General features: G+C 57.8%; 10 protein-coding genes and 1 riboswitch. Of the genes, 4 read left to right on the top strand and 6 right to left on the bottom strand.

Features of this window, described 5'->3' with window-relative positions; translation table 11 throughout:
* Positions 1–223: 223 nt before the first annotated feature.
* The 6 genes from uca to HA51_RS05860 form a co-directional block, all read right to left on the bottom strand.
* Entirely contained in the window at positions 224–3,823 is a 3,600-nt protein-coding gene (gene uca / locus HA51_RS05885; RefSeq protein WP_084933084.1) for an urea carboxylase, read from the bottom strand.
* Positions 3,824–3,903: 80 nt separating this feature from the next.
* A complete protein-coding gene (locus HA51_RS05880) occupies positions 3,904–4,539 on the bottom strand; it encodes an urea amidolyase associated protein UAAP2 (protein WP_084933081.1) in 636 nt (211 codons plus the stop codon).
* A complete protein-coding gene (locus tag HA51_RS05875; protein ID WP_084933077.1) occupies positions 4,539–5,246 on the bottom strand; it encodes an urea amidolyase associated protein UAAP1 in 708 nt (235 codons plus the stop codon). The genes HA51_RS05880 and HA51_RS05875 overlap by 1 nt, the downstream gene beginning before the upstream one ends.
* Positions 5,247–5,257: 11 nt before the next feature.
* A complete protein-coding gene (locus HA51_RS05870; protein WP_084933075.1) occupies positions 5,258–6,019 on the bottom strand; it encodes an ABC transporter ATP-binding protein in 762 nt (253 codons plus the stop codon).
* 14 nt (positions 6,020–6,033) lie between these two features.
* Positions 6,034–6,846, bottom strand: a complete 813-nt coding sequence (locus tag HA51_RS05865) for an ABC transporter permease (protein ID WP_084933320.1) — start codon at positions 6,844–6,846, stop codon at positions 6,034–6,036.
* 14 nt (positions 6,847–6,860) lie between these two features.
* Positions 6,861–7,919: a putative urea ABC transporter substrate-binding protein gene (locus HA51_RS05860; RefSeq protein ID WP_084933074.1), complete on the bottom strand. Its 1,059-nt coding sequence runs from the start codon at positions 7,917–7,919 to the stop codon at positions 6,861–6,863.
* Between the two features lie 62 nt (positions 7,920–7,981).
* Positions 7,982–8,076, bottom strand: a riboswitch (guanidine-I (ykkC/yxkD leader).
* Between the two features lie 408 nt (positions 8,077–8,484).
* Between HA51_RS05860 and HA51_RS05855 the strand changes: the two genes are divergently transcribed.
* Genes HA51_RS05855 through HA51_RS05840 form a run of 4 tightly spaced genes read left to right on the top strand, consistent with a single transcriptional unit; the run spans position 8,485 to position 12,793 of the window.
* Positions 8,485–9,207 carry a FadR/GntR family transcriptional regulator gene (locus HA51_RS05855; RefSeq protein WP_045815028.1) on the top strand — a complete coding sequence of 241 codons (723 nt, stop codon included), beginning with the start codon at positions 8,485–8,487 and terminating at the stop codon, positions 9,205–9,207.
* On the top strand, positions 9,204–10,199 hold the full coding sequence (locus tag HA51_RS05850) for an ABC transporter ATP-binding protein (protein WP_084933073.1): 996 nt from the start codon (positions 9,204–9,206) through the stop codon (positions 10,197–10,199). Before HA51_RS05855 ends, HA51_RS05850 begins: the two co-directional genes overlap by 4 nt.
* Positions 10,196–11,257 carry an ABC transporter ATP-binding protein gene (locus HA51_RS05845; RefSeq protein ID WP_084933071.1) on the top strand — a complete coding sequence of 354 codons (1,062 nt, stop codon included), beginning with the start codon at positions 10,196–10,198 and terminating at the stop codon, positions 11,255–11,257. Before HA51_RS05850 ends, HA51_RS05845 begins: the two co-directional genes overlap by 4 nt.
* A gap of 18 nt (positions 11,258–11,275) precedes the next feature.
* Positions 11,276–12,793, top strand: coding sequence for an ABC transporter substrate-binding protein (locus HA51_RS05840; protein ID WP_084933068.1), 1,518 nt, complete (start codon positions 11,276–11,278; stop codon positions 12,791–12,793).
* Positions 12,794–12,798: the final 5 nt, after the last annotated feature.

The following is a 12,798-nucleotide window of genomic DNA, read 5'->3' as shown; positions in this document are numbered from 1 at the left end:
AAGCACGTGAAAGTAGAGAGGTAAGCGCCACCGGGCGCTGAAACCGGCCATATCAGGCTGCATCCCGCAGCGGTTTAGTTTTATTTTTATCAAACCGTTACGGGACACAGCCTGTTGCACACTGCGAAAAGATGTCAGAGCAATGCAACAATTAACCGGGACTCTTAGTATGGGTCAGATCCCCGGCTTTGCTGCCTGATTACTGATTATATTTTGTTCTTACTTATGTCGCAGAAGGATCGATCACCATAAGTAACTGACCCGCCTGCACTTGCTGCCCCGCCTGCCGATAGAAACTATGGATTTTTCCACTGACTGGCGCCACGATCGGGATTTCCATCTTCATTGATTCGAGAATGCCTACCGTGGCGCCCGCTTCAATCTCACTGCCTTCATCAACCAACCATTGCCACACGCTGCCCGCCACCTGGCTCTCTACCGGGCTACACCCTGCAGGCACCGTAATCTCTTCGACGCTTTGTTCTTGTAACTGGCTGTCGAAGGTGAATTGCCCTTCAGCGCGCCAGCGCGCCAACTCACTGTCAAATGCCTGCTGACGTTGCTGCTGGAAGGCGTCGATATCTTCAGCCTGCTCGACCAGCATCGCCTGATAATCTGCGAGGCGGAATTCGCCCTCTTCGCTGCGCAGCGGATAGTCACCCCACGGGAAACGCTCGCGAATGGTGAGCAATTCCTCGGCGCTAACCGGATAAAAACGAATTTGATCAAAGAAGCGCAGCAGCCACGGCTGAGTGAATGCAGCGGTTTGTCGATCGCGGTTCCACATCTGCATGGTACGCCCGACAAACTGATAGCCGCCCGGCCCTTCCATCCCATATACACACATGTAAGCGCCGCCAATGCCCACCGAGTTTTCCGCTGTCCAGGTGCGAGCCGGATTGTACTTAGTGGTCACCAGTCGATGGCGCGGATCGAGCGGCGTTGCCACGGGAGCACCGAGATAGACATCGCCCAATCCCATCACCAGATAAGCGGCGCTGAACACGATCTCCTTCACCTCATCAATGCTGGAAAGGCCATTGATGCGGCGGATAAATTCAATATTGCTGGGGCACCAGGGCGCATTAGGGCGCACAGACTGGCTGTAGCGGGTAATGGCCTCACGGCATGCAGCATCATCCCAACTGAGCGGTAACCACACGGTGCGCGATGGCACGGCGGCCTCGCTGAGATCGCCCAGCTCTCTATCAATCTGCAAAATTTGCGCCAACAGCTCACTTCTTGCACAGCGCTGTGCATCGTAGTGCACCTGCAGCGAACGAATGCCCGGCGTTAATTCCAGCTGACCCGGCAGCGGATGGGCTTCCAGCTGTTGCATTAACGCGTGCACGCGGAAACGCAAGGCGATATCCAGCATCAAATCGCCGTACTCCACCAACAGGAAGCGGTCACCTGCCGCACGCACACTGAGCGATGGACGGCCATTTTCTGCCACCTGATGGTGCAATAGCGGATCAATAAGGGGCAGCGACGCATTCACTGTAAGCGGTGCTGATTGCAGTTTGATGATCGCTTCACGCTCTGCCTGCGCCAGTTGATCTGCACTGTTAAGATCGATCGGCAAGAAGCGCACACGATCCCCAGCTTTGAGCTGTCCGAGCTTCCACAGATCGGCTTCGATCACCGTGGCCGGACAGACGAATCCACCGAGTGAGGGGCCGTCCGGGCCGAGTATAACCGGCATATCTCCGGTAAAATCCACCGTGCCAAAGGCGTAAGCATTGTCGTGAATGTTGGAGGGGTGCATCCCCGCTTCGCCGCCGTCGCTGCGTGCCCAGGTCGGTTTCGGTCCGATCAGGCGAATGCCGGTACGGCTGGAGTTGTAGTGCACCTGCCACTCAGCGGCAAAGAATTCAGTGATGTCCTCATCGGTAAAGAAAGTCGGCGCACCGTGCGGACCGTAAATCACCCGTAATTGCCACTCACCATTGAGTTCCGGCACCAGCTCGCCAGGCAACTCTGCCGTTGCCAGCACCTGTGGATCGGCAAGATGCAACACGTCGCCCGCACGCAAAGCGCGCCCGGCATGACCACCAAATTTACCCAGCGTAAAGGTACTCCGGCTGCCGAGATAGCGCGGGGTATTCAAGCCCCCTGCCAGCAGCAGATAGCTGCGGCATCCCTCACTGATATCGCCCAGCGTCAGGGTTTGCCCAGCCTGTGCGGTGACAATCTGGTGCATCGTTAGCGTCTGCTGATCTAGCTGCGCGGCAATCAGTGCCCCGGTGATGACAAAACTGCACGTCTGGTTAAAACGCAGCGTGGGGCCACGCAGGGTGATTTCCAGTCCTGCCGCCTGCGCGTCGTTATTCAGCAGGCGATTACCTAACTGGAACGCACGGCTGTCAAACGGGCCGGACGGCGGCACACCAACATGCCAATACCCGACGCGGCCAGGCGCATCCTGCACCGTAGTTAAGGTGCCGCCGCTGAGAATATCCAGCGTGGGCGGCTGCCACTGCACGCCGCCCAAAGTGGCGGTGATGATGCGGCCCTGCTGGATTTCTGGCAGCGAACAGAGATGGCGCAACCACAGCAGATTGGTTTCGATACCGTACAGCTCGGTAGCATCCAGCACTTGCGCCATGCTGTGCAATGCCCCTTCTCGGCTGGCCGCATGCACAATCACTTTTGCCAGCATCGGATCGTAGAACGGCGACACCTCCATGCCGGTCTCCACGCTGCTGTCGATGCGCAACGTGGCGTTTTCACTCTTCGTCGGAAAATGTACGTGGCTGAGCAAACCGGCACTCGGTTGGAACTGTTTGGCCGGATCTTCGGCGTACAGGCGCACCTGAATAGCATGGCCTTGCGCTTCAGTCGTTAAGGTGTGCAGCGACGGCAACGTTTGCTGCGCCAGTTCCACCATCCAGCGCACCAAATCCACGCCGTACACCATTTCAGTTACGCCGTGCTCCACCTGTAAGCGCGTGTTCACTTCGAGGAACCAGAACTGCTGGCTGGCATCATCGTAGACATACTCCACGGTACCCGCGCTGCGGTAGTTGACCGCGCACGCCAGCCGCACCGCCGTAGCCTGTAGCTCGGCACGTACCGCATCGCTCAATCCCGGCGCGGGCGTTTCTTCCAGCACTTTCTGGTTGCGGCGCTGGGCGGAACAATCTCGCTCGCCGAGGGCAATCACATTGCCGGCCCCATCGCCGAAAATCTGCACCTCAATGTGACGCGCGCGAGCGATAAACTTCTCTAAAAATACACCATCATCGGCGAAATTATTGCCCGCCAGTCGTTTAACACGCGTAAACGCCGCATTTAACTGTCTGGCATCATCACAGCGCTGCATGCCAATACCGCCACCACCGGCGGTGCTTTTCAGCATCACCGGGTAGCCAATCTGTTTCGCCATGACGTGTGCTTCGTCCAGCGAAGTCAGCAAACCACTGCCTGGCAACAGGGGCACCTGATTTTCCTGTGCCAGCGCACGCGCATGATGTTTCAAACCGAACGCGGCCATCTGCTCGGCACTCGGGCCGAGGAACTGCACGCCAGCCGCTTCACAGCGCGTGACAAACTCAGGATTTTCACTGAGGAAACCGTAACCCGGATGCAGAGCCTGCGCCCCACTCTGCGCGGCAATTTCCAGTATTTTTTGCTGGTTGAGGTAGGTATCTCGGACCTGGCCCTCGCCCAGTGACCAGGCTTCATCGGCCAGCCGCACATGGCGCGCGTGGCGGTCGGCTTCGGCATAGACCGCAATCGCCCGAATATTCATGGCTTGCAGGGTCCGGATAATGCGCACGGCAATCGCGCCACGGTTGGCAATCAATACGCGATCAATCATGGGTGAAATCTCTTATTACGGCAGGTCGTCCTGCATGAACAATGACGGCTAAAAACGGGTCGTCCCGTTGCGTCAAAGATTCACCACACGCTGACTAAGATCGGCGTCGGGTTGTAACCGTTACAGGGATTATTAAGCTGCGGACAGTTGGAGATCAGTACCAGGATATTCATCTCCGCCACCATCTCGACATATTTGCCCGGAGCAGAGATCCCGTCAGCGAAGGTCAAGCCACCCTCGTGCGTCACTGGCACATTCATAAAGAAGTTGATGTTGTGGGTAATGTCGCGCCGCGTCAGACCGAAGGCCGGATTCGCTGCTACTGCCAGCATCCAGCTGTCACGGCAGGAGTGCATGTGGCGTTTTTCCAGGTCGTAGCGCACGGTGTTGCTCTCACAGGAACAGGCGCCGCCCAGCGTATCGTGGCGACCACAGGTATCTGCGGTGAGCGTCAACATCGGGCGATCTAAGTTGGAACGCAGCACGCTGCCCGCGGTGAGAAAAACGTTCTTCTGCCCGCGCAACGTATCGCTCATGCTGTAGCGCTCGGCAGTGTCGTCGGCATTAAAGAACAGGGTATCTGCCGCCTGATTACCTTCCAGGTCGGTAATACGCAATGTCTGGCCTGTTTCAATGCGCTGGAGCCAGTAATCACCGGCGTTCACCTGTTGCTGGAACTGCGCGTCGGCAAGATTAAGCACACTTTCATTGATCATCACACTTCTCCTTGCAGCTGATACAGCGAGTTGTTGCGCAGGCCACGCTGGTTTTCACCGCGTTGAAGACAAACTTCAGGTAGCGGCGTGCGCTGGCTATCGAGTTCGATCTGCACGGACTGACGCGGATAATCGCTGGCCGTGGTCAAGGGATGTGGACAGGTGTGCAGAATCACCAGCGTGTCCATGGCGAAGCGCAGACGCACACTTGCACCGGGTGCACCCTGCTTTTCGAGTTGTAGCGTACCGTTGTCATCAGCCCGAACCTGAGCAAACAAATTGAGACAGGCTGCCATATCACGATGGCCTAGACCGTATTTCGCCAGTTCAGTCAGGAAGCTGTCATAGCCATTTTGGTGGCGCAGATTGCGCGCTTCCTGATAATCACTGACGCCAAAACGGGCGGCAGTTTGCTGGGCGTTTAGCGTGCCACACACCGTTTCGTGCCAACCAAAGCTGTCCTGCTCGATACCGCAGAAAATACGTCCCATATCGGAATACAAGCAGTGGCCTTCCGTAAGGCGAAACGTGTGCTGGCATTTCAGGGTGTCGGGTGCGTTGTACCGCTCCAGCAGGTTTTCGGGGTTGTAAAACAACAGGCCCACGTTGGCCCCCCCTTCGATATCGGTTAACGCCAGGGCAGTTCCGCTGCGCATCACCAGTGACCAGTGCGACCCTGCTGGCAAACGTGTTTGATAGGCATTCATACTCTTCTCCTTTAAGCCACTTGCGGCTCAGACGGCAGGCCAGCAGCAGGCTGATCGCGGTCGAGCGGCAGGTCGTAAGTAATGGTGGCGCCCCAAGCTTCCGGCGCATGTGGGTCATGACGCAGTTTGTCGAACACCAGCAGGCGTGAAGCCAGGCTGAAGCCCTCTTTCAGGTCGTGGGTGATCATAAAAATGGTCAGGTTGTGCTGCTGCCACAGTTGAGTAATCAGCTGGTGCATTTCACTGCGGATGCCGGGATCGAGCGCACCAAAAGGTTCGTCGAGTAACAGGATGCGCGGCTGCTTCATCAGTGCCTGCGCCAGCGCCAGGCGTTGCTGCATGCCGCCCGAGAGCTGGTGTGGATACTTACTCTGCGCATGTTCCAGGCCAACTTGTGCCAACATCGCCTGCGCCCGCTGGCGAATTTCTTGTCGTTTCTTACCCCAGACGCGGCCCAGCCAGCGAGCGGTGCTGAATTCTTCCGCTAGCATCACGTTGCCGAGCACCGTCAGATGGGGAAACACCGAGTAACGCTGAAACACCACACCGCGATGAGCATCGGGTTCATCGGGAATCGGTTCGCCGTCCAGCAGAAGTTGCCCTTTGGTCGGCGATTCGGTGCCGAGCAGCATGTTAAGGAAGGTGGTTTTGCCACAGCCGGACGCCCCGACAATCGCCACAAACTCGCCCTGCTCGACGTTGATGTTGAGACGCTCCAGCACCACCTGATCGCCGTAATGTTTTTCGAGGTTTTTCAGTTGCAGTAATGGCATGGTTCGCTCCTGAATCATTTCGCGTGATACCACGGCCAGCAGCGACGGCTAATCAGCCGCAGCAGCAGGTCGAGGATAAAGGCCAGCAGCGCGATCCACGCCACGTACGGTAAAATGACGTCCATCGCCAGGTAACGACGCATCAGGAAGATGCGGTAACCCAACCCTTCGGTGGCGGCAATCGCTTCAGCAGCAATCAGGAACAGCCACGCCGACGCCAGCGACAAACGCACCGCATCCAGCAGACGCGGCATCATCTGCGGCAAGATCACGCGCCACAAAATCTGCGCGCTGTGCCCACCCAAGGTCTGCGCTTTCACCAGCTGCTCGCGCGGGATTTTCTCCACCTGCAGCTGCAAATCACGTGCAATCAGCGGGGTAATGCCAATGACAATCAGCACCACTTTCGAGACTTCGCCGAGGCCAAAGCAGATAAACAGAATGGGCAGAATCGCCAGCGGCGGCACGAGCGCCACCACTGTGACCAGCGGTGCTAATACCGCGCGGACCACCGGCAGCGCGCCGGTGAACAGGCCAATCGCCAGCGCCAACAGTGCGCTGATTGCTACGCCGCTGAGCAGACGTATCAAGCTGGCGACGGTGTCAGTCCACAGCAGATATTCACCGGTGCGTGGGCTGGGCTGAAACGCCATGCGACTGATGGCGTCCCCCATGGCGTTAAACCCCGGCAACAGTTTGTCTGCGGCGTTCAGGCTGAGACGCGCATCCGACGCGAACAGATAGACCAGCAGCAGCGCCAGCAGCGGCAGGATGCCAAGCAGCAGGCGACCGAGCGGCAGCGGTTGGTAGTTGATCAATTTACGCATCGGCATCGTCTCGCTTACAGCTGGCCAGCGGCGGCCAGTTTGGTGAACTCATCGGTGAAGCGCAGTTTCAGGTTGCCGGTATCACCCCAGTTGCCTGCTGGTGTTTCCACGCCCACTACATCGGCACTCGGTGCGGCTTCACCCAGTAAACCGTGTTTAAAGGAAAACTCAGCGACCAACTGCATGGTGGCTTTCAGCTGCGGGCTGTCGACAAAATCGAGGGTGGTTTTGGCATCGCTGAACAAGTGAGTGGCGGCCAGCTGCTGATCGAAGCCCGCCAGATCGGTGCCGGAAGCCTGCGCCATTTGCGTGCGGGCAGCTTTGGCGCTGTCACTCGCGCCGGACATGGTTTTCAGGGTTTCATACCAGGCACCGGTCAGCGCCTTGCCCAGCTGCGGATACTTTTTCAAGGTGGCGGTATTTACCACCAGCAAATCGAGAATTTCGCCAGGAATTTGTGCTGAAGAGAAAATTAAATGGCTGTCCGGCTGTTTTTCAGCTTCGGCCAACAGCGGGTTCCAGGTCACGATAGAGTGCACGTCCGAGGTGCCAAACGCTGCCACCAGATCGGCATCGGCGGTGTTCACCACTTTGACATCCTTCTCACTCATGCCGGATTTCTCCAGTGCACGCGCCAGCAGATAGTGAGAGACGGAGAGTTCGACCAGATTGATCGGCTTGCCTTTGAGCGAGGCAATGTTGCCTTTGCCTTTCAGCAGAATGCCGTCATTGCCATTGGAGTAGTCGCCAACAATCAGCGCCGTGCTGTCCACGCCGCCGGTGGCAGGAATAGTCAGCGCATCCATGTTGGTCATGGTGCAGCCGTCAAAGCCACCCGCGGTGTACTGATTCACCGACTCGATGTAGTCATTGACCTGCACAAACTGGATATCAATGCCGTATTTGTCAGCCCATTTTTTCACGATGCCGCTTTGTTGGGCGTAATCCCATGGCATCCAGCCCGCATAAATGGACCAGCAGATCTTGAAGGAGGGTTTGTCGGCGGCCAGCGTATTGACGCTGAACAGTGCGACGGTGCAAAGCAACAGCAAGCGAAGGCAGGCTTTGATCATGATGGTTCCTCTGGCGTTAACGGGCGAAAAAAAGCAGGAGGCGGCGAGCAACGATCTCGCTTTCCTCCCGGGCTTTTGTCCCGCCGTGTAACCGTCAGAGGACGGTCGGTCACTCTCGGACCAGCATCTTTCGACCGGAACCCTAGTGACCCATTGCAAATTGTCTGGCGACGTCGGTTACCCGCTATCGCTCCTGCATCTGCTTAAACACATTCAAAAAAAGTGCCAATCTTTCAACGCAATGAAATTAAACACTATTTCGTTAAACGGCTTCCTTACCCTCTTGTTCATTGCACAGTCATGCAGCGCGGGCGCACCAATATGAAGCGCACATTCCAGGGCGAATATTGATGCACCTCTCAGATTTAAACGAAGCCCGAAAAAACTTTTACTTACTCTTCAAAGGGTTATTTCTGTCACGTGGTTGTCATCTTTGAACCAATCCAATATTGGTTCACTTCTTGCCTAAGCTGAGAAAGCCGATTGCTCAGCCTTTCATCAGTAAAAGTGCTGGTTAATCCGGGATTACCGATCTTTTACTGATGATTAAACAGGCGAACCAATCATGAGTCACACGTCAGATAACGCTCGCAACTCCAGTTCTGCTCTGGAGCAACTGCGCCAACTGATCCAGCAACACGAGCAGCAGCCCGATCGCGCGTTGCCTACCGAGCGTGAACTGGCGGAGCGCTTTGGCGTCGGACGCCGTGAGATTCGTCGCGCGCTTGATGTGCTGGAAGAGGAGGGACGCATCTGGCGCAAGCAGGGCAAAGGCACCTTTGTTGGCCCGGCGGCACCGGTACAGCCGCTGGCGCTGCACGATCTACCGCAGCAGTCGAACCTGCTGGAGGTGATGGAAGCCCGCTTGCAGCTGGAACCCGGATTGGCGCGACTGGCCGCCCTGCGCGCCAGCAAAGAGCAGATTGCACTGATGAAGCGCCTGCTGGAACGCATGAATGGCATCACAGCCCCGGAGGATGGCGACCAGCACGAACTGTGGGACAGCGCCTTTCATCGTGCCATTGCGGAAGCCGCCGGAAATCGCTTGATGCTGGGGTTATTCGATGCCGTGGATGCCGTGCGCCGCGATCCTGGCTGGCAGCATCTGCGCGTGCAGGCGCGTACGCCCGCGCGCCTCAACAACTACGACGACCACCACCAGCGCTTGGTGAATCACATCGCGCAACGCCAGCCTCATGAAGCCGCTGCCGCGATGCGCGAACACTTACTGGCGCTGCAACAGGCGCTGCTTGAAGCACTGTACAGCCATCAAGAGGAGACGCCATGAACGATCACCCGGTGCTTACCGTTCGCAACCTGCGCGTGCAGTTTCGCGGTTCGCCCGTCACGGTATTGGACGACATCTCTCTGACGCTGCATGCCGGAGAAACGCTGGCGCTGGTTGGGGAATCGGGCTGCGGCAAAAGCATCACCTCACTCACATTGATGGGCCTGCAACCCGCCAGTGCTGAAATTTTACAGGGCGAGATGCTGTTCGACGGGCGCAGCCTGCACGATCTCAGCGCCAGCGACTACGCCAGTTTGCGCGGCAATCAGCTGGCGATGATTTTCCAGGAGCCAATGACCTCGCTCAACCCGGCCTTTACCCTCGGCGATCAGCTTAGCGAAGCGGTGATGCGCCATCGCCATGTTAATCGCCGCACGGCGATGGAAGCGGCACTGGCCATCCTGCAAAAAGTGCAAATCCCCGCGCCAGAGATGCGCCTGAAAGCCTATCCGCATCAACTGTCTGGTGGCATGCGCCAGCGTGTAATGATCGCCATGGCATTGATTAACAATCCAAAATTGCTGATTGCCGATGAGCCAACCACCGCGCTCGACGTCACCATTCAGGCACAGATTTTGGCGCTGCTGAATACCCTGAAGCAGGAAACCGGCACCGCCGTATTAATGATCACCCACGACCTGGGCGTGGTGGCCGAAGTCGCGCAGCGCGTCGCGGTGATGTACGCCGGTCAGGTGGTTGAAACCGGCAGCGTGGAAGCGATTTTCAACGATCCCCAACATCCGTACACCATTGGTCTGATGGGGTCGATTCCCAGCCTGAGCGCACGCAGCGGCGCACTGGCCACCATTCCTGGCCAAGTTCCGTTACCGGAAAACATGCCCGCAGGTTGTCGTTTTGCCAACCGTTGCCCCTTTGCCGAACTCCGCTGTCATCACCACCGTCCAGCGCTGCGTGCGCTGGCTACCGATCATCAGGTCGCCTGTTTCCGCGCGCCGCTGGAACAGCACGTCACGCCGGGGGAAATCGCATGAAACCGATTTTGGAGTGCCGCGATTTAAGCAAAACTTTTGCCGGGCCGAATCGCCTGTTTAAGCGCAATCGCGGCGTCACCGCAGTGGATCGCGTGTCGTTGCAGGTCATGCCGGGTGAAACGCTGGCGATTGTTGGCGAATCGGGGTCGGGTAAATCAACCCTCGGCCGTTTACTGCTACGCCTGCTGGCGGCCAGTGCCGGGGAAGTCCTCTACCAGGGCGAAAGCATTACCGATGCCAGCGGCGCACGCCTGAATCAACTGCGCCGCGAAATGCAAATCATCTTTCAGGACCCCTTTGCCTCACTGAATCCACGCATGACGGTGCAACAGATTGTCGGCGAGCCCTTGTGGCTGCACGAAAAACTGAGCCGGGAAGCACGCCATGTTCGCGTGGCGGAGTTGCTGCGCACCGTGGGTTTACCGGCCGCCTGGGCCGAGCGTTATCCGCACGAGTTCTCCGGCGGTCAACGTCAGCGTATTGGCATCGCCCGCGCCCTCGCCTCCCAACCCAAATTGCTGCTGGGCGATGAGCCGGTTTCCGCCTTAGACGTTTCCGTACAGGCGCAGGTGGTGAATCTGCTGGAGAGTCTGAAACAGCAGTTTGGCCTGACGATGATCATTGTGGCACACGGTCTGGCAGTGATTCGCCATATGAGCGATCGCGTGGCGGTGATGTACCTCGGACAGATAGTTGAAGTCGCCACCGTGGACGAGATTTTTGACGCACCGCTGCACCCCTATACCCAAGCGCTGATCGCCTCCGCGCCGCAGATGCAACCCGGTGTCAGCCGCCAGATTCCGATGCTGCAGGGCGATCTGCCCAATCCTGCCAATCCGCCTGCAGGCTGTCGTTTTCACACCCGCTGCCCTTGGGCGACAGCGGATTGCCGTCAGTTTGAACCGATTAACCAAGTGCTGAGCGGCGGCCGCCAGATTGCCTGCCATCGCTGGCAGGAAATTAACCGCGATCGTAGCGTTATTACCCTCGCACCGCCTTCTGCCGCCTTTTTACGTCGCCGCGCGCTGTTTGAGCAGGCGGTCAAGCAACAAGCCTAACCCTCTGGAGATTCGCCTGTGAAGAAAGCTCGTTTACCCTTACTCACGGCCTTAAGCGGCCTGCTCTTGCTTGGTGCCAGTGCACACAGTCAGGCGGAAAGCGTGATTCGCATTGGCCTGGGTGCCGACCCGGACATGCTCGATCCGCATCTGGCGCGCACCTATTACGGACGTTTTGTGTTTGCCGCCATGTGCGACCGCCTGGTGGATGTGGATGAAAACCTGAAAGTGGTGCCCGGCCTGGCAACCGATTGGGCCTGGAGCGATGACGGCAAAACCCTGACCATGAACCTGCGCGAGGGCGTGACCTTCCAGGATGGCGAAAAGTTTGATGCCAACGCGGTGAAATTCAATATTGAGCGCGCGCTAACGCTGCCGGGTTCGCTGCGTAAAAGTGAAATTTCTTCCATCGATAGCGTGGAAGTCAGCGGGCCAATGCAGGTGAAGTTCCACCTGAAAACGCCCGATGCCGCGCTGCTCAGCCAGCTCACCGACCGTGCCGGCGCGATGCTGGCCCCGGAAGCAGCCAAAAAACCGGACTTCGTCACTCATCCGGTCTGTTCTGGTCCGTATCAGTTTGCCAGCCGCGTGCAGCAAGACCGTATCGTGCTGACGCGCTTTGAAAACTACTGGAATAAGAGCGCTTATCACTTCGATAAAGTGATTTTCCTGCCGATCCCGGATGCCTCGGTGCGACTCGCCAACCTGCGCGCAGGCGATCTCGACCTGACGGAAGGCGTGGCGGCAAGTGATGTGAAAACCGTAGAGGGCGACAGCAAGCTGGCGCTGGCCAAGGTCACCGGCCTCGGTTATCAGGGCATCACCTTCAACATCAATAACGGCAAGGTAGACGCCAACAGCCCGCTGAAAGATCCGCGCGTCCGTGAAGCTTTCTCGCTGGCGATTGACCGCGACGCGCTGAATCAGGTGGCGTTTGAAGGCTTGTATACCCCGTCCAATCAGGCGTTCTCACCGGTCAGTGCCTATCACGTCAACACGCCAGTCGGCACACGTGATGTGGAAAAAGCCAAAGCGCTGCTGAAGGCGGCGGGTGTGACCACGCCGCTCACTCTGACGCTGCTGGTCACCAACAACCCAACGGCACAGCAGGTCGGCCAGGTGATTCAGGCGATGGTCGGTGAAGCGGGCATCAACCTCAACTTGCAGATGAGTGAGTTCGCCAGCTTGCTGGATCGCCAGCAGCGCGGCGATTACCAGCTCAGCTTATCCGGCTGGTCCGGCCGTCCCGATCCCGATGGCAGCATCTATTCGTTTATCAATAGCAAAGGCACGCTCAACGACGGTCGCTATAGCAATGCCAAGGTTGATGAGTGGTTGAACGCCGCACGCCTCACCAACGATCAGGCGCAGCGTCAGGCGCTCTACACCAAAGTTGTGAATCAGCTGCAAACCGATATGCCGATTGCCTATCTCTACTTCGAGCCGCGCATCTTTGGCATGACGAAAAAACTGCAGGGCTTTAAAGCCTGGCCTGATGGTCTGGTGCGCCTCGCGGGTGTGAGCATGGCGCAGTAAACCGC

The organism is Pantoea rwandensis (assembly GCF_002095475.1).
Classification (GTDB): Bacteria; Pseudomonadota; Gammaproteobacteria; order Enterobacterales; family Enterobacteriaceae; genus Pantoea; species Pantoea rwandensis.
Note: the sequence above shows the minus strand (reverse complement) of the source record. Positions and strands in the feature narration are given on the sequence as shown.